The organism is Clostridium fessum (assembly GCF_003024715.1).
GTDB lineage: Bacteria > Bacillota > Clostridia > Lachnospirales > Lachnospiraceae > Otoolea > Otoolea fessa.
Window position 1 is genome coordinate 443,611 of the sequence record NZ_PYLO01000002.1, and the last position, 18,062, is coordinate 461,672.

The window sequence follows — 18,062 nt, forward strand, 5'->3', positions numbered from 1 at the left end:
TCGATGTCTGTCCCCTCCATCAAGCCCGCAGAACACCCCACGCCTGCCGCAGCTGATCATATTTTTCTTAATAGTATGAGGGTATTCTACTATATTTTAAAGGAAAAGTAAACCGCGGCTACTTTTTACCCTCTTTCTCAGGTTCCCACACCTCTATCTCCCACTTCCATCCAAACAGATGTCCCGGAAGCGAATATGCCGCTCCGATCCCCAGCCCGATTGCGACCGCCATCTTGATTGTATCCATACCATACTGAAGCGCCAGCGCTTCCTGCCCCATAAAAAAGTTGTAGGCGGTATAATAGATCGCCGCTCCGGGCACAAGCGGGAAGATGCCGCAGACCAGAAAGAGGAGCGTCGGCGCTTTCCGCTGTACCGCCAGACAGCGCGACAGCATCGTCAAAACCGCGCTCGCCGCGAAGGTCCCGATGATCGGCGTCTGATAAGCTGCCATGACCGCCAGATACACGCCCCAGCCGACTGCCCCGCAGATACCACAATCCAGCCAATACTTCTTCGGAACTCCAAACAGCGCCGAAAAGGCGGCAGTTCCGACACAGGCCGCCAGAAGCTGCCCCAGAATTTCCCCTGCCATTTCCATCAGAGCATACCTCCCATCGCAAACATCCAGAACCGCAGTGCCACACCAACTCCGATCGCGATACAGCCCGCCGTCAAAAAGGCGTCTACAAAACGGATCAGACCGGATAAATAATCATTTTCCAAAAAATTCCGGATCGAATTAGTCAGCGGCACCCCTGGCGCCAGCGTGAACACAGCTCCGATCATGACATGATCCAGGCTTTCTCCCAGCCCGATCCAGCACAGAAAACAACAGCACAATGCAAGCACGCTGCTCGTCATGATCGTCTGCATCATCCGGGACGAGGAAAAGCGCGGAGCTGCGTATAAAAGGAACAAATACAGCAGCACGCCCGTCACAAATGCCGCCGCCGTATCGCGCAGGCTGCCCTGGAACAGGTAACAAAATCCAGCGCTTCCAATTCCTGCCGCCAGAACCTTTCCCCGATTTTCGATCACTTTCATCTGTTCAATCTGCTCAAGGCGCATCCGCATCTCATAAGGACCACATTTACCCGCCGCAATCTTTCTCGACAAATCGTTTAAGGCATCCACCCGGCATAGAATCGTAGGTGCCAGCGGCACATGGCAGATACGGCTGGAATAAAACCGCCCGTCAATCACCACATTTGAAAAAATCCCATTTGCAATCACATACGCATTGAATGCTTCGAGACGCAGCGCCCGCGCCGCATACTCCATCGCCTGCTCCGCCCGGAATACCTCCCCGCCATTGGAAAGAATCGCATTCCCCAGACGAGTCACCAAACGGAAGCGCTCGATCTGGGAACAATCCTCGATCGAAGCACGTACTATTTCCTTCATTCTGTTTCTCCCCCTGTTTTTATTTTCTGTCCACCTGTTTTCTCTATCCCATTTTCTCCCCCATCTATCCGCTCACTGATTCACTTCTCCAAATCCGCCGCCCATTTTGGTCTTTTCCCAAAAAATCGTTCCATTTCGAATTAAATTTACCCGTCAAAACTACCCCTTTGGTTGACGTTCCAACAAAAATCCTGTATAGTGAATATATTATATTAAAGAATGATGCCGCAAGGGGGATATATCTATGGATCATAATGTTACCATCGGTGCCAAGGTAAAAGCCTTCCGTACCGCAAAAAAATACACACTGAAACAGCTCAGCGAAGAGTCCGGTCTGTCCATCGGCTTTCTTTCCCAGTTGGAGCGCGGTCTCTCTTCGATTGCAATCGACTCTCTGGCAAAGCTTGCTACGATTCTCGGAGTCAGTCTGTCTTCGTTCTTTGACTCCTCCGCCGATCAGGAGAAATCCCCGGTCAGCCGGAGTTTTGCCATGCACTGTTCCCAGATCAACCCCCAGATCGTACAGTACCTGGTCAATGGAAATGCACAGGGATTTGCCTGTCTTCCGCGTATCTTCCACCTGATGCCGTCTGCCACCACAAGCTCTGAAAACCAGCTTGAGATGAATCAGCACGACGGTGAAGAATTTATCTACGTTCTGGAGGGTATCCTGACCGTATATCTGGACGGCAGCGAATACTGCCTGAATCCGGGCGACAGCATCCAGATCCACTCCCAGACCCCGCATGACTGGGTCAACAACACAAACCGTGTCGTTAAGATTCTGACCGTACACACGCCGAATCCGTTTGTTCATGGGAATGAAGTCGTATTTTAAACAGTCTGCGCGGTATAGATACATAATAAAAGCTGTCTCTTTTAGAATTTCAAGATGTTTTTATTTTCTTTTTGGTTTTCCCATCTCAGGAAACAAAAACTCCTGCACTTCTGAAAAAGACAGCTTTTTCATATCTTTTACACCGTATACACCATTTTTCCTGCCAGATACACTTCCAGCACATCATCCAGCGCACGAATATTCTTTGAGACATCTCCCTTTACAACCAGCAGATCCCCCGCCAGGCCCTCTTTCAGGCTACCCGTCTCCTTCTCGATTCCAAGCACGCTCGCCGCATTGTATGTTGCGGTTCTCACTGCCTCCACCGGCGTGATTCCATAGTCTACCATATAGCCGAGTTCCTGATGAATCGGAAGCGGCGGTGCCTTGTAAAGTACCATATCGCTGCCTGCCAGCACCGTGACCCCTGTGTCATAGAGCTTTTTAAAATTATCCCGGTATGCCTCAAACGCCGGTTGGAAAAATGCCTGATCGTGAACGGCTCTGGCGGCGATCGGGTTGTCCATGTCCACACCCGCCTCGATCATCTGCTTTGTCTGCTCATACAAATATGTGTACGCCGTGATCGTCGGCGTCCACGCGATTCCTTTTTCCGCCATCTGGCGCGCCTGCGCCTCTGTTAAAAAGGTTCCGTGCTCGATCGTGTCAAATCCCGCGTCAATACACATCTGAATCGACGGCTGCGTACCCGAATGAACCGCGATCTTCACCCCCTGGCGGTGCGCCTCATCCACCGCTGCATCCAGTTCTTCCTGGGTAAATTCCGGAATATCGCCGCGGTTGCTCGTCAGGATCTTGACCCAGTCAGCTCCCGCGCGCAGCTGTCTTCGGATAGCGGCGCGCACGCCCCACGGGCTGTCCGCCTCCTCGACCCCATCCTGATGTCCGTGTCCTCCGGTCATGCAGATACCTGCGTCCGCATGGATGATCCGCGGGACCGTCACATATCCCTTCTGACCTGCCAGGCGCAGCTGCTTCATCAGATTGGGCGGACAGGACAGATCGCGCACCGTCGTGATACCGAGCCGCAGCGACTGTTTCGCCTGCTCCAGCGCATAGTATGCCACCATATAATCGTCATAATTATCCAGATCCGGCTGGCTGTAGTAGTAGCCGAAATGCACATGCATATCAAACAGTCCCGGCAGGATCGTCGCCTCGCCGTAATCCTTTACCATCTCTTCCGGGTAGCGCCCCGCCGCTTCCGCAGCGTCTCCTATCCAGCCGATTTTTCCCTCTTTATCCAGATACACCGCCTGATCCTGCAAACAGGTTCTGCCATCTCCGGTAATTAAATACTTCGCCCTTAGAATCATTTTCACGGACTTCCTTTCTCTTTTTCATAAGCATGAAATTTTCAGTCGAATATCGTCATTTCACGCAGTTTTTCAGTTTTCTATATCGTAACACCTGAATTTTGTTCTTGTCAATATTGGAATGCGGAGTATCCGCTAAAACCTGTTTTAAAGAAGATGAGCAGGCAGAAAAAGAGCGGCACACATTTCTGCATACCGCCCAAACCAGCGACTGTCCACACACAAGCAGTCACTCTGAATTGATTCATTTTATTTTTTAGTAAAACAATCTGTTTACCGCACTGAAGATACCGCGGATAGATGCTCTCGTAATGTTGGAGCTGATGCCGACACCGTAGGTTGCCCGGCCACTCTTTACATCCATCAGATGGATGTAGGACGCTGCCTGTGCGCCGGAACCGGAACGAAGTGCATGCTCGTTGTAGTCCAGAACACGGATCTCGATGCCAAGTGCCTCCTCGATCGCTCTCTGTACCGCATCGATCGGTCCGTTACCTACGCCCTCAACGGTGCGCTCGGTGTCATGAGCGGTAAAGGTAAGAGTTGCAACGGTTGCGAATGCGCCGCCCTCGTACTCCTTGTCTGTGATCTGGCATTTTTTGAAGTGCATCGGCTCTTTTCTGTCCAGGTAGTTTGCACGGAACTCGTCCATGATCTGCTCCGGAGCTACCTCGCCCTGCTTCTCTGCAATCTTCTGGATAATGTCAGCAAACTCTTTGTGCATTCCCTTCGGAAGACGGAATCCGTAGAAGGAATCCATGACGAAGGCTACGCCGCCCTTGCCGGACTGGCTGTTGATGCGGACAACCGGCTCGTACTCGCGTCCGATATCACTCGGATCGATCGGCAGGTACGGAACCTCCCAGATGCCGTCGTTTCTCTTCTGCAGCGCCTGCATACCCTTGCTGATTGCATCCTGATGGGAACCAGAGAATGCGGTAAATACCAGCTTGCCTGCATACGGATGTCTCGGGTCAACGGCCATCTTTGTGCAGCGCTCACAAACCTCGGTGATCTCCTTTACATTTTCCAGATTTAACTCCGGGTTGATACCCTGGGAGAACATATTGTAAGCGATATTTAATATGTCGATATTACCAGTACGCTCGCCGTTTCCAAGCAGTGTACCCTCGACACGGTCTGCACCTGCCAAGAGAGCCAGCTCGGTCGCTGCAATGCCGGTACCACGGTCATTGTGCGGATGGATACTTAAAATAATGCTGTCACGGTTCTTAAAATGCTTGTTCATCCACTCGATCTGGTCTGCGTATACGTTCGGAGTCGTCATCTCAACCGTTGCCGGAAGGTTGATGATGATCTTATTGTCCGGAGTTGCGCCCCACTCTTCCTGTACAGCGGTGCAGATATCCAGTGCAAAATCAAGCTCGGTTCCGGTAAAACTCTCCGGAGAGTACTCAAGGATTACTTTTCCGTCGTAATCTTTCATATATTTCTTTACCATGCGGGTACCATCGATCGCGATCTGCTTTACTTCCTCGCGGTCTGCATGGAATACAACCTCACGCTGTAAGGTAGAAGTCGAATTGTAAATATGTACGATCGCCTTCGGAATACCCTGGATGGCATCAAAGGTTCTCTTGATCAGGTGCTCGCGGCACTGGGTCAGAACCTGTACAACTACGTCGTCCGGGATAAGCTTGCGCTCTACTAACTGGCGCAGAAAATCGTACTCAATCTGGGAAGCTGCCGGGAAGCCAATCTCGATCTCTTTAAATCCAAGTTTTACCAGGAGATTGAACATCTCGATCTTTTCCTCTACGACCATCGGCTCAACCAGTGCCTGGTTGCCGTCGCGCAGGTCAACGCTGCACCAGATCGGCGCTTTCTCAATCTCTTTATTCGGCCACTCACGCTCCGGGTAATCTACCACCGGAACTCTCTTATATTTCTTGTAATTTAACATGTCTTTCTCCTCCATCACTCTATAATGTACTCTCGGAGTCTTTTCTGCACCTGCTTTTGTGGCTGATTTTCCGCCAGCCGCACCCGAATTTCATCAACGTACGCACCGCGTACGCCTCAGAAATTTGGGCACAACTGACAAAAAAATCATCTCACAAAATCAAGCACAGAAAGATTCCGAGAGCACATTACCCCTGGTCGCTTTCCAGGTACCTCATCATCAAAAAACGCAGTTCCTATCATCCTAAGCTTTGGAGTCGATAGATCACGCCGTACCTTTTAACAATGAATAAAATTACTGATTCTGGTCTAACCCCATCATAATCATCCCTTTTCTATCATAAAAGAAATTATTTCGATTATAAATTATACCATCGGAAATAAAGGATATCAAGAGAAAAACGGGGTAATTACAGGTGTTCTGGCATTACTGTTCACGTATGCGTGAACAGTAACTTCTGGCATCTCTTACATAAAATTATCTATTTTTTCTGTCCTCTGGTTTTTTCATCTTCTGTCTCCAGGACCGTATCAGATGCGCCGCCAGCCGGTTTCCAAAATACCCCGCCGCGCACCCCACAATCATGCCGCCCAAAACATCGGTCGGGTAATGCACATATAAATACATTCTTGAAAACGCCATCAGGATCGCCAGAGGCAACGTGATTTTCCACCATTTTTTCGCCCCGGCAAAGTACAGAGCCGCGACCGCAGCAAACGAAGCTGCCGTATGTCCCGACGGGAAGGAATAGTCCGCCGGGCGGGCAATGATCAGCTGAACTGTCTGATTCACATCGCACGGACGGATCCGGCAAACCATAGGCTTTAGTAAGATATTACAGATGATCGCATCCAGACAGAGCGCTACCGCCAGCGCAGCTCCCCATCTTCTCGTCCGCGGAATCATAAGCAGCAGGCATGTAAACAGAATCCAAATCATTCCTGCATTTCCAAGCCGCGAAATAAACACCATCCAGACATCGCCCACCGGCGTCCGCATCTGCTGAATCCAATCCAGTATTTGTAACTCCATTTTCATTTTGCTCCCTCTGTTTTTTACACAACTTTATGCGCGAGCCATCTCCGGCCCATAAAGCGGAATGTGAATACGATGCCCCGGATCGTCCAGTCTGTAAACATGCCGATCCACACCGCGATCGGTCCGAAGCCGTGGACGCGGCAGAGATAAATGCACAGCGTCACCCGGAACGCCCACATACTGATGCAGGAGAGAATCATCGAAAACCTCACATCCCCGGCAGCCCGCATTCCATATGCCGGAATAAATGCGAGCGTCCAGACGATCGGCTTTACCACCGTGATCCATCCGACCATGTAGAGACACATCTTCGCACTCTCCGGCTCCATGCCGCCCAGAATCGTGACCGGTTTCGTCGCCAGAAATACGAGCGCACAGCTTGCGATGATGACGACCTCCGCCACTGCCGTCAATTTTTTGATATAATAGATCGCCTCATCCTTGCGCCCCGCGCCGAGACACTGTCCGACCACCGTCATCATGCCGATTCCGATACCGATCGCCGCGATGCCGTTTAAGTTTTCCAGAATATTCGTCATCGCCTGGGCTGCGATCGCGATCGTCCCGAGGGTCGAGACGGTTGACTGAATCGCAAGTTTTCCAAACTGGAACATCGCATTTTCGATACCGTTTGGGATTCCCAATGAGAGAATCCGCATAATCCGGCGTCCGTCCGGACGGATATGCAGATAGTCACGCACCGCAATTTCCTGGCTGGGATTGTGCAAAAAGGCGAACACCACCACTGCCGAGATAACGCGGGAACCGAGCGTGGCAATCGCCGCACCGGCAACTCCAAGATGGAAGCCCCAGATAAGCACCGCATTTCCGGCGATATTTAACCCGTTAGAGACGACCGCGATCGTCATCGGAAGCCTTGTATTTCCTTGCGCCCGGTAGATCGAGGAACCGGCATCATAGAGGGCGATAAATGGGAACGAAAGCGCCGTGTAGAAGAAATAGGTCTGCGCTGCCTCCATGACATCCGCCTCGACGCTGCCGAAAATCAGCCGCAGCAGCGGTCCGCGTGTCAGAAGGCAGACTGCCATGACCGCCGACGAGATGCACGCCACCACAAAAGATAACTGTCTCGCGGATTCCTCCGCATTTTTCTTATCTTTCTGTCCGATGTACTGGGAGCAGACGATCGTGCCGCCTGCCGCCAGCGCATAGAATGCCTGTATCACTAAAATATTGATGGAGTCAACCAACGAGACCGCCGAGATCGCCGCCGATCCCACGTTGCTGACCATAATGCTGTCCGCTGTACCCATCAGGGAGTTTAAAATCTGCTCTACGATCAGCGGAACCAGAAGAATCCGCAGATCGCGATTGCTGAAAAGATGATTTGTCTGCTCTTGTCTGCCCATATGCTGTCCTGTAACTTTCTATATTTTATTCTCTGTCCAAATGGTCTGTTTTTCTAACGGTCAGGCATAACATGCACGGACGCCGCCGCATCTGAGACGAAATTACCCCCTTAGCATGATAACGGATACATATAATAATTCCGCACCATTTCCCTATCCTTCGTTCACCAGCGTCAGAATCCAGTACAGCCATGCCCGCACTGAACTTGACCTCCGCACGATCAGATTCTCCCCACAGACCTGGTATTCCCGCATTTTCTTTGCGACATACTCCTTGTCCGGAACATCTCCGATCTGAAGGGCAGCTTCAAATAAATCGTGGAAAATCGGGTGTTCCAGAATCAGGCGGACGTATTCGAGCTGGCGCGCCCTATACGGCAGTTTCAAAAGCCGTCTTCCTATCGCCGTGATATGCACTTTCACGCCGTCCTCATCCGTCTGCTTCTCCGCCAGCCCCAGATAGCGGCACGCGTTGAAATAATAGTCCGACTGTCGCTCCTTAAATCCAAAAAGCTGCGCGATCTCCCCGCCCGTCATTGGATTCTCGTTCAGCCGTTCCACCAGTGAAATAACCTTGTAAAAGCTGTCCGCCTGGATAAAGGTAACCGGCGGTTCCGGTTTGACCTTCGTCCGTGTCCAGACATCGTATAAATCATCCAGCGTGATCTCAATTTCCTCTAAGCTGTAATTTCGCTCCTGTACCAGCCGCAGCGAATTGTAATAGCGCAGATCCGTAAATTCATATTCCAGCAAACGGAAAATATTATTCGAATACACCATAAACACCGGACGGATCCGCTTGTGTATCTTCCCCGCCCAGAGTCTCGTCGGATAATAGAGCTGCCGGATCAGAAAATTGCTGTGGACGACGTTTTTTCCCTCGATCAGCGTAAATACATTCTCATTTTCAAATCCGCCGTCGATCTCGACCTGCGAATTCTGTACCTGGATAAGCGGCTTTTTCTCAATCAGCTCTGATTTTTGATAGTCGCTGACATAAAACTCAAAATTTCCAGACCCCATCCGCCCCGAAACCGTCTGCACCATGCGATCTTCGCCCAGAAAATCATCCAGAATCCCCGTGATGCTCATAACGTTGATCGCGCTGGCTTCCGAACGGATGTCATGAAGGTCGATGGACTCAAAGTAATCGGGTATCTTCGCGCTCGTCACCCGCTTGATACCGGACGGAATCTCCGGAAAATCCTGATATAAGTCAAACTCGCCCAGCACATAGCCGCCGCGCGACACCGGAAGAATCGAAATTTTCTTTCCAAACACCCGCGGCAGGGATTCCCGCGTATCAAATTTCGTCATCAGACGCGGTTCCTTGACTTCACGGATCTGGTCGGCGGTAATGTAAAACCGCCCATATTTCTCAATTTCCCGCTCAATCCGGTATTTATCAAATAAAATTCTCCATTTATCGTCAATCAAGCTCATAATTGTGTACCAGAACTTCCTGAATCTCCCCGCGCTTCTCCGGTTTCACGTTGATCGCGCGCTTGGCATCCACGTGGTCGATGATGTAATCTTTATATAAATCCTCGATAAATTTGCAGGACGAATTGGAAAGCAGAAACTTGATGCCCTTTGCATTCAACATGTCACACTGCTCTTTTAATGCGATCTGCTCTTCCTCCCCGAAGCCCCCAGCCGTGTAGCCCGTGAACGACGCCGACGAGCTGATCGGCATATAAGGTGGGTCAAAATAGACGAACGCGCCCTTCCGGATGCCCTTTAACGCCTCGCGGTAATCGCCGCATTTGATCGTGATATTCGCTTTATTTAAATACGTATTCAGCGCATGGATAGTCGCCTCGTTCGTGATATTCGGGTTCTTATATCTGCCCCACGGAGAATTGAACTCGCCGGAGCTGTTGACGCGGAAGAGACCGTTGTAGCAGGTCTTGTTCAGATAGATAATCCGCGCTGCCCGCTCGACGTTGGTCCGCGTCTGATACGTCTCCTTGTCACGATCCCACGCCCGCACCGTATAATAATACTCCTCGCAATTCTGTTCCTTATGTGCGCTCAGCGCCGCAATCAGCTCTTCCGGATCTTCCTTGATCGTACGGTATACATTGATCAGCTCTTCGTTGGAGTCATTGATCACCGCCTTGTTCGGCTGTCTCCCAAAGAGCACCGCACCGCCCCCGATAAACGGCTCATAATAGGTCGAACATTCCGGGATCAGCGGATTGATGCTGTCCAGCAGCTGCCGTTTGCCGCCTACCCATTTGAGGATGGGCATGACGAACGGATTTTTTCTTGACATCGGATAGGGTACCTCCTTCTGTTTGTCTTTCTATTCACCTACAGAACCTGCCGCCGGCAGCTTCTTCCGGATACATTGCAACACAAAAACGGGAAATCAGATGTCCGCTTGTGCTCTGATTACCCGTTTATTATAATCGTACAACTGTTCTAGTTTATTATACTTGACTTTGGGGTGGATGTCCAGCATTAGAACCGGAAATTCCTTATGTATTCTCAAGCTATATCATTGTTACGGTTTCGTATGCTCCGCTCCTAAGCCTAAGTAACATTTTGCATGATCTTTATTACACTCATATACAATTGAATATCCTTTATGATCCTCAGTATCCTCAAAATTAACTAGACAGGTTCCAGCCTTCATCTCAGCCTTATGTCCATCTAAAAAAGTCACCGAGTGCCAGTCATCAGCGTTATCTGTCTCCCAATAAAGTTTAACCTTCGGATTTCTCTGCTGGGTAGACATATAATCTGCCTGTATTTCCGCATAATATGCCCTGAGATTCGCCCAATCTGCCGCCACCTTCGCCTTGTGCATCTGTGCCGTAAAAATCGGAATTGAAATTGATACCAGTATTCCAATAATAACCACCACTATCAATAGCTCAACCAGTGTAAAACCTTCCCGTCTCTTCATCACAAATTTCTCCTTCTGTCAGTTTATGTTATTATATTCGTTTTTTTCCTCTAAAGCAAATACATATTTTTAACAAAATCGATATTCATAAATCAAACAAGGCAAAAGTATGTATTTCGTTTCGGTACATCCAAATTTATCGGGATGACTCCACATTCTCAGCCGGCCAGGATTTTCTCAGTGCCGCATAGGACACCAAAAAGTTGGCAAGCCATCCTGCCGGCACGGCAAGCCAAACAAAATTAATGCCAAAACGCGGTGCACCAATCAACGCCACGGACAGGCGGATCGCAAGATTTACCATGTTGGCAACGAGGAATGGCCGCATGATTCCGAGTCCGCGAAGGACTCCATCGGTCGCCATTTTAATTCCCATAAAGATAAAGAAGTAACCAAGCCATCTCATATAATCCCCAGACACCTGATAAGCCAGGGCGGTTCCATCTTTTCCAAGGAACAGTGATGAAATCTGCGTGTGCAGCGTTTCAATGACAAGGAAAGCAAGCGCCGCAAAACACACATCCAGCACCAATGCTGCATGGTAGCCTTTTTTGATGCGCTGGGTTTTGTTTGCGCCAAGATTCTGGGAAACAAATGGGGAAACCGCATTGCCGATGGACACAAAAATCAGGGAAAAAACATTCTCCACACGCATCGTTGCCGCGTATCCGGCGAGTGCCTGTGTTCCAAAAGGATTTACCACCGCCTGTACGATCATCATACCGATGGATACGGTAGACTGCTGAAGAACCGACGGAACAGCAATCCGAAGCATCGAGCGCAGCTCCTGTCCCTCAAACCAGGCAAAGATACTCTTATACCGCCGCATCCGGTAAAAGAAAATCAAAAGTGAAAACACAGCCGAAATGCCCTGTGCGATCAAAGTTGCAAGCGCCGCACCGAACACGCCAAGTCCCAGACCGGCTACCATCCAAAGATCCATTACAATATTCAGGATTGATGAAAAGATCAGCAGTCCCAACGGAATTTTTGATTCACCGATGGAAGTGAACATGGTAGAGAGAATATTGTACATGAACAAAAACGGAAAGCCCACAAAATAGACCCGCAGGTACAGCACTGCTTCCTCCAGAATATCGGCAGGAGTCTGTAATCCGCTCATCATCGCATGGGAAAAACAAAAGCCAAAGACACCAAGGATGATGCTCAGTAGCAAAAAGCTGATCAGTGATGTAGACACAATCGTTTTCATTTTTCCATACTCTTTGGCACCGAAATAGCGGCTCACAAGCACACCTGCACCAGCACCGGCCCCCAGTGCCACACAAATGAAAACATTCGTCAGCGCTGCACAGGCGCCAACCGCCGCCAGTGCGGAGGAACCCACAAACTGGCCGACGATAATGGAGTCCGCCATATTGTATACCTGCTGAAAAAAACTGCCGAGAATCATCGGCATTGCAAAAACCGTCAACGCTTTCAGCGGCGCATCGGTAATCAAATACTCATCTTTTGACATGATCCTATTCCTCCACAACTTCCTGCTTTTTACCCGAAAGCACAAGCTTAGCAAGTACGATCCGTAATTCGTGTACAAAAATTCCGGCAAAACCAAAACAGGGTCCAGAAATAATTGGCATAACATTGTTAATTCGTTTCATAATTTCACTCATTCACTTTCTGCGCCACAGTTGCAGCTATGGTTATCCGGTGCCTCCATTGCCTTTTACTGTGTTCAGCAGCTGCTGGGAATGTATGTGTACCCAGCATAATATTTATACAAATAGCCAGTTCTTCTGTCTATTTGTATTATAAACTATCTTTAGGTTAAGATACAATCATTATGCATACAATAGGACGACATTTCCTATCATATAAAAAAGCTCCGCCTATATTTTAGTATAGACGAAGCTTCCTAATTCTAACTCCTAATCCTCCATATTTTCTTTTCTCAATAGCTCAAACAATGTCAGCAGTCCCTCACACAAAACAGGATCCAGAACCGGAATTCCTACTGTCTTTTCGATGGAGGGAGCAATACGGATACTGGACATTCCTGTACAGCTAAGGGCAATCACATCGGCACCCATCTCTTTCTGCGCAGCCGCTGCCTTCATAGTGGCTTCATATCCTCTGTCTGTCATCAAATCCAGGACACTTTCTACCCCATCTCCCTTTGCATTGTCTACAATCCGATCACCGAATATCCGCTGATATCCTGACGGTACATCTTCGGTAATCCCCAACACAGCCGGATGACTGCCAAAAAACAGACTCAACGCTGCAGTACTGGATCCCGCTCCTATAACCGGAATCGGTACAGCCTGTCTTGCCTCCGGAACTCCCGGGTCACCGGCACAGCTGATAATAATAGCCTGACAGCCTTCCTTCCACAGTTCCACTGCAAGATTCACCACCTTAGGTACACCTACAGCGAATGTTTCATCGTCATGAATTCCCTCCGGTTGATCCGGAATACATCGTGACACCACCTGTAACATAGGGAAATACGATTCTATCAGCTTTCCATGCAGCTGCAGCAATTCCTCGTCCTCTGTGGTCAGCACCCGAATCAGACCAACTTTATAAGTTTTCATATTATACGTTCCTTCTCTCTTGGTTCCCTAAAAATAATTTCATGAGCAAAATACTCAGGCAGCAATTGGAATATCTCCGTGACATACTCCCTCCACTTAGCTAACGCTTGAAGTGGGGGCTTCTCGTTCGATTGCCCTATTGGGCAAAGCATAGGCGAGCTATCCCCGTGTGTCCCACGGTTCTGTTATTATGAGCGGAACTGTTTCGTATCTACGCAGTCCCAACCAAAATCTATGTTCTTTGGGGAAAATCAGGAGATTTTTCTTTCTGCATCAAGTTCAACTCCCAATATTCTCAAGCCTTCCCTGCAAATATTGATAGCTGCATTCTCATCACGGTTCATCTGATTTCCGCAAGTGCAGCTATACATACGATCTTCCAGTTTCAGCTCTTTTTTGAGTTTTCCGCAGCAGCTGCAGATTTTTGAACTGGGATACCACTTATCGATACGAACCAGTTTCTTACCGGCACGTTCTAATTTGTAGGAAAGAAAATCAGTAAACATTCCCCATCCATTATCATGAACACTCTTTCCAAACCTTGAATCCTGGCTCATTTCTTTCATGTTCAAAGATTCTATGCACACAAGATCATAAAAATTGGTTATCTTTCTGGATTCCTTGTGCAGATAATCTTTCCGCTGACGTGCAATATGAGCATGGAGTCTGGCTATTTTCTTTTTCTGTTTCATGTAACGGCTACTCCCCTTTTTGCAATGACTCAACCTGCGCTGCTCCCTTGCAAGTTTTTCCTGGTATTTTCGGAAAAAATGAGGATAATCTGCATGAGTTCCAGTGGAATCTACATACAATTCATTCATGGAAAAATCAAGCCCGATTGCGGTTTTTACTGGCCTGATTTTATGTTCCGGTTTTTCTGCCGCATACAGTAATGATACATAATATTTGTCATCTGCTTCCTGGCTGACGGTGGCGCCCTTCAAAGTATAACTATCATCGATACTCCGATGCTGTTTTATGCGGATCCAACCTGCTTTCGGAAGTTTCAGTTTACCATTCTGCAAAGTAATATTTCCATTTACGCAGTTTGTCGTATAACTTCTTACCGGATTCTTTTTTGACTTGAACTTCGGAAAACCAACCGAAGAATCCCGAAAGAAGTTCTTATAGGCTGTCTGCAGATGCAGCTGTGCATTACACAATGCCAGACTGTCTACCTCCTTCAGCCACGGAAACTCTGCCTTATACTTTGCAGGCGTAACCTTTAATACTTTTCCGGTTTTCTCATAATATTCTATCTTCTCTGCCAGCATCCGGTTATACACGAAACGCACACAACCAAATGTCCTTGCAAATAGTTCTTTTTGAGATTTATTCGGGTAAATCCGAAAACGGTACACGATGTTCACTCTTATTTTCTCCCTGGGTTTCTATGTACTGGCGGATAACCTCAATGGGTGCACCACCAGCACTTAACAGGCAAAAACTCTGGCTCCAGAACATTTCTTTCCAAAGCTTCTGCCGAATCTCCGGATACTCTTTTTTAATCAATCGGCTGCTTGCGCTTTTATACGCATTGATAAATTTGCTGAGTTCCGATTTCGGATGGGCCCGGAACATAATATGAACATGATCCCGATCATGATTCCATTCCTCTAATGTAACATGATACTTCGGAGCGATATATTCAAAAATCTCCCGAGCACGGTCAGAAACAGGATCCGTCAGTACCTTTTTTCGGTATTTTATAACCAAAATCAAATGATAATAGAGTAGAAACACTGAATGTGCATTACTATCCAATTTTCTCATATAATCAGCCTTTCTTTTTGCTTTCGACTGATTATATTATAACACAGGAACACTTGTTTGCCTATGTTTTTCAGAACATTTGTTCTTCTATATTTGTTTTCATTTATGTGCACAGATATGTGCAGTTTTAATATGCCAGATATTGCATGATTTTCCCAAAAGGCAATTCATCTCACCACCTAGAGAGGATGGGAGAATTCTTGCAAAGTGTTGTTAAATCTGGAAAACTCCATTCTCCATAATTCCAAACGATATCCCTTGGTCGAGAGCGCAGCCTGACCGGAAAGGTCATACATATTAGAAGTCATACCGCACCACCTGGCAGTTTTTTACGCCAAAGGATGCAAATTCTTCATTGGTCATATCCGTAAAATACGACTGAATCATCCTTGAAATTCCATTGTGTGCCACCAGAATGTATGTCTTATGGTCAGACTCCTGTTTTATTTCATCCAGCAGATTATAGATACGCTGTGCAAGCTGCAGCATGGATTCTCCCCCTTCATATCGGCAGGCAAATGACTCTTTCGCCGTCTTAAACTCTTTGCCGTCTCTCGGCGTAGACTCCCATTTTCCAAAATTCTGCTCTATGAGTCTTGGTTCTTCCCTGCAGGGAATCCCGCTCATTTCAGAAATAATTTTTGCTGTATCTGCTGCACGGCTAAGGGGTGAATAGAGAATTTCATCTGCCTTGATTCCGCTTCCTACAATATTTTTCCCGGTTTCAGCCGCCTGCTGCCGTCCATGCTCCGTCAACGGACTGTCTGTTGCTCCGCAAATTTTATTCTCCACATTCCACACAGTCTGTCCGTGTCTTACAAAATAAAAATGTCCCATGATGTCATCCCTTCTCATTAGCTTCGCAAGCTTTTTTATACCCAGAAAATTCCCTGCTGCCTATCATCGTCATACATCATTTCCGTCATTGATAATCCTGGGAAAGCAGCTGTCATAATTGTATTATAACTATACTCAGGTTAAGATACAACTCTATCCTTTACTGGGCACGTATGCGCAAACAGTTCCAGTGCTGTTCTCAAAATCCGTTTCTTTGTGACTTCCGCCATAATTATTTTCTTCATTAAAGTAACCATTCGATAACTACGCTATGATTACCGAATGGTTACTTATCAAGAACTAATGAATAATTCAAGTCGAACGTCTTCCATTTGACTTGCCTCCCTCGAAAACCCTTCGTTTTTCCTCGAACGGCAGCCCTAGATCAATGCCGGCTGCTTCCGACGCCCCCAACTTATCAGCAGATACTTTCAGAACCACACCATACCATTTATTATTGTCGTTGCGCCTCAGCACAGCTTTCCAGTCATTCCAGGGATATTCCGGCTCTGCGCCGTAATGGTCATCCATCTCATCGTAAATAATATGCTCGATAATTGCCGTGGTCTTTGTTGAATAGACCACAACTTAAAGGGTGCTTGCTTTCTTCATGAACTCCAGATAAAGGCTGAACAGCACGGCGCAGACGGGAACGCTGAACAGCATCCCTAAGATGCCGAATGCTTCGCCGCCAATCGTAACAGCCATCAGCACAAGCAGTCCAGGAAGTCCGACGGACTTGCCGACCACCTTGGGATAAATCAGATTGCCCTCCACCTGCTGCAAAACGGTCAGAAAGAGAATGAACCACAGAGCCTTGCCAGGTTCTGCCAGCAGAATCAAAAACGCACCAAAGCCGCCGCCAATCCATGCGCCAAAAATCGGCATCAGCGCAGTGACAGCCACAAACGCGGAGACAGCACCGGCATACGGAATCCCAAGAATCAGCATTCCAAAGAAGCACAGAACACCGATGATAACCGCTTCGGTAAGCTGGCCGCTGACAAAATTTGTGAAGGTCTGATTGGTCAGCGCGGCAATACTAAGAAGCCGCTGCGCCGTCTTTTGCGGAAGGACTGTCTCAATGAGTTTTTTCAAATGTGCCGCGACGACCTCCTTCTTCGCAAGCAAATAAAGTGCAAAAACAAGCCCCAAGAGAACATCTACAAAAACCGACAGGACAGAGGTTGCCGCGCCCCATGTCACGGTGAGAATCCCGCTTTTCTCGTCACTGATCAAGGCGGTGACCTTCTCAATCAACAGGTCAGAGTCTATGACATATTCGGGCAGGACAATGTTATATTTTGCAGCAAACTGGACAACGCCAGCCCACCACCGCCCGATTTCCTCCACATAGACCGGAATGTTTTGGATAAACTCATCGCCGGATTCCCGCAAGCTGGGGAGCATCATAAATACCACAGCAAATAGAATTCCAAGGATAAGCACGGTGCTTGCTGTCAAGCACACGGGGCGGGTCAGCTTTGCAGGAGCTTTGCGGCACGCCTTGTTCCAGCAGCATTCCATTGGTCGAAGAACTACGTTGATCAAAAAAGCAATCGCGCCGCCGATCAGAAACGGAGTGAACAGTGCAAGCACCTTGCCGAGAAAACACAAAACAGCGTCAATGTTTACCAGCGCCCATGCGAATACAATAAGCAGCAAAAAAGCACGGATGATATAGCGAATGATCGTCTCGTCCGGCCATTTGCCTCCCTGCGGTGCGGGTGTTTCATTTTTGTTAGAGGTTGGATTTTGCAATTTTTTCTCCATGTTTTTCCTTTCTGTCAGTATCAGAATCCCTTTTTTTAAATCCGAAAGCACTTTTGCAGGGCTTTATACTCACTCCTTGTGAATCGCGCGATAGCTTTATTGTGTATTACAACGGTGTCAGGACCCAAATCCAGAGGCGAATAAACGGAGCACTGAACAACGCAAAGCGTTCAGGGGTATCCTTCGCAACACCCTTTGGGGTGATCGCACCAATATCTCCGTAAAGTTCGACAAACAGAAGCGTGCCGACGCTTCGCATCCTCGCGGAGCGTTTATGTTGCGACTCAAAAGCG

The 18,062-nt window shown here is 48.2% G+C and carries 20 protein-coding genes; 2 read left to right on the top strand and 18 right to left on the bottom strand.

Annotated features, from left to right (window positions below; translation table 11 throughout):
- Positions 1-118 precede the first annotated feature (118 nt).
- Positions 119-601, bottom strand: a complete 483-nt coding sequence (locus tag C7U56_RS07045; protein ID WP_233430212.1) for a threonine/serine exporter family protein — start codon at positions 599-601, stop codon at positions 119-121.
- The gene (locus C7U56_RS07050; RefSeq protein ID WP_107000715.1) at positions 601-1,407 is read right to left on the bottom strand and encodes a threonine/serine exporter family protein; all 807 of its coding nucleotides are present in this window, start codon (positions 1,405-1,407) and stop codon (positions 601-603) included. Before C7U56_RS07050 ends, C7U56_RS07045 begins: the two co-directional genes overlap by 1 nt.
- Positions 1,408-1,651: 244 nt before the next feature.
- On the opposite strand from C7U56_RS07050, the gene C7U56_RS07055 reads away from it, so the two are divergent.
- A complete protein-coding gene (locus tag C7U56_RS07055; protein WP_022360036.1) occupies positions 1,652-2,245 on the top strand; it encodes a cupin domain-containing protein in 594 nt (197 codons plus the stop codon).
- Between the two features lie 137 nt (positions 2,246-2,382).
- On the opposite strand, the gene C7U56_RS07060 is transcribed toward C7U56_RS07055, so the two are convergent.
- From C7U56_RS07060 to C7U56_RS07100, 10 genes are all read right to left on the bottom strand, one after another.
- Positions 2,383-3,582: an amidohydrolase family protein gene (locus tag C7U56_RS07060; RefSeq protein WP_107000716.1), complete on the bottom strand. Its 1,200-nt coding sequence runs from the start codon at positions 3,580-3,582 to the stop codon at positions 2,383-2,385.
- Positions 3,583-3,838: 256 nt separating this feature from the next.
- Positions 3,839-5,506, bottom strand: coding sequence for a 2-isopropylmalate synthase (gene leuA, locus C7U56_RS07065; RefSeq protein ID WP_107000717.1), 1,668 nt, complete (start codon positions 5,504-5,506; stop codon positions 3,839-3,841).
- Positions 5,507-5,983: 477 nt separating this feature from the next.
- On the bottom strand, positions 5,984-6,538 hold the full coding sequence (locus tag C7U56_RS07070; protein WP_333491420.1) for a phosphatase PAP2 family protein: 555 nt from the start codon (positions 6,536-6,538) through the stop codon (positions 5,984-5,986).
- 23 nt (positions 6,539-6,561) lie between these two features.
- On the bottom strand, positions 6,562-7,914 hold the full coding sequence (locus tag C7U56_RS07075; protein ID WP_107000719.1) for an MATE family efflux transporter: 1,353 nt from the start codon (positions 7,912-7,914) through the stop codon (positions 6,562-6,564).
- A 153-nt stretch (positions 7,915-8,067) separates the two neighbouring features.
- The gene (locus tag C7U56_RS07080) at positions 8,068-9,357 is read right to left on the bottom strand and encodes a type II restriction enzyme (RefSeq protein WP_107000720.1); all 1,290 of its coding nucleotides are present in this window, start codon (positions 9,355-9,357) and stop codon (positions 8,068-8,070) included.
- Positions 9,344-10,192 (bottom strand): DNA adenine methylase, encoded by an 849-nt coding sequence (locus C7U56_RS07085; RefSeq protein ID WP_107000721.1) that lies wholly within the window; start codon positions 10,190-10,192, stop codon positions 9,344-9,346. Before C7U56_RS07085 ends, C7U56_RS07080 begins: the two co-directional genes overlap by 14 nt.
- A 231-nt stretch (positions 10,193-10,423) precedes the next feature.
- Positions 10,424-10,828, bottom strand: coding sequence for a prepilin-type N-terminal cleavage/methylation domain-containing protein (locus tag C7U56_RS07090; protein ID WP_107000722.1), 405 nt, complete (start codon positions 10,826-10,828; stop codon positions 10,424-10,426).
- 136 nt (positions 10,829-10,964) lie between these two features.
- Entirely contained in the window at positions 10,965-12,308 is a 1,344-nt protein-coding gene (locus C7U56_RS07095; RefSeq protein ID WP_107000723.1) for an MATE family efflux transporter, read from the bottom strand.
- Positions 12,309-12,312: 4 nt separating this feature from the next.
- The gene (locus C7U56_RS15595) at positions 12,313-12,450 is read right to left on the bottom strand and encodes a hypothetical protein (RefSeq protein WP_181357196.1); all 138 of its coding nucleotides are present in this window, start codon (positions 12,448-12,450) and stop codon (positions 12,313-12,315) included.
- 267 nt (positions 12,451-12,717) lie between these two features.
- Positions 12,718-13,386 (bottom strand): aspartate/glutamate racemase family protein, encoded by a 669-nt coding sequence (locus tag C7U56_RS07100; protein WP_107000724.1) that lies wholly within the window; start codon positions 13,384-13,386, stop codon positions 12,718-12,720.
- Between C7U56_RS07100 and C7U56_RS16295 the strand changes: the two genes are divergently transcribed.
- Positions 13,344-13,490 (top strand): hypothetical protein, encoded by a 147-nt coding sequence (locus C7U56_RS16295; protein WP_353797571.1) that lies wholly within the window; start codon positions 13,344-13,346, stop codon positions 13,488-13,490. The two genes, C7U56_RS07100 and C7U56_RS16295, sit on opposite strands and share 43 nt — an antisense overlap.
- 147 nt (positions 13,491-13,637) lie before the next feature.
- On the opposite strand, the gene C7U56_RS07105 is transcribed toward C7U56_RS16295, so the two are convergent.
- The 6 genes from C7U56_RS07105 to C7U56_RS16300 all read right to left on the bottom strand — a co-directional run bounded on the left by C7U56_RS07105 (position 13,638) and on the right by C7U56_RS16300 (position 18,028).
- Positions 13,638-14,756, bottom strand: coding sequence for an RNA-guided endonuclease TnpB family protein (locus C7U56_RS07105; protein ID WP_107000725.1), 1,119 nt, complete (start codon positions 14,754-14,756; stop codon positions 13,638-13,640).
- Positions 14,719-15,159 (bottom strand): IS200/IS605 family transposase, encoded by a 441-nt coding sequence (gene tnpA, locus C7U56_RS07110; RefSeq protein ID WP_107000726.1) that lies wholly within the window; start codon positions 15,157-15,159, stop codon positions 14,719-14,721. The genes C7U56_RS07105 and tnpA overlap by 38 nt, the downstream gene beginning before the upstream one ends.
- Positions 15,160-15,456: 297 nt before the next feature.
- A complete protein-coding gene (locus C7U56_RS07115; protein WP_107000727.1) occupies positions 15,457-15,996 on the bottom strand; it encodes a histidine phosphatase family protein in 540 nt (179 codons plus the stop codon).
- 312 nt (positions 15,997-16,308) lie between these two features.
- Positions 16,309-16,581 (bottom strand): hypothetical protein, encoded by a 273-nt coding sequence (locus C7U56_RS15915; protein WP_227589690.1) that lies wholly within the window; start codon positions 16,579-16,581, stop codon positions 16,309-16,311.
- A 3-nt stretch (positions 16,582-16,584) separates the two neighbouring features.
- Positions 16,585-17,769: an AI-2E family transporter gene (locus tag C7U56_RS07125; RefSeq protein WP_146143914.1), complete on the bottom strand. Its 1,185-nt coding sequence runs from the start codon at positions 17,767-17,769 to the stop codon at positions 16,585-16,587.
- A 106-nt stretch (positions 17,770-17,875) separates the two neighbouring features.
- A complete protein-coding gene (locus C7U56_RS16300) occupies positions 17,876-18,028 on the bottom strand; it encodes a CNNM domain-containing protein (RefSeq protein WP_233430230.1) in 153 nt (50 codons plus the stop codon).
- Between the last annotated feature and the right edge of the window lie 34 nt (positions 18,029-18,062).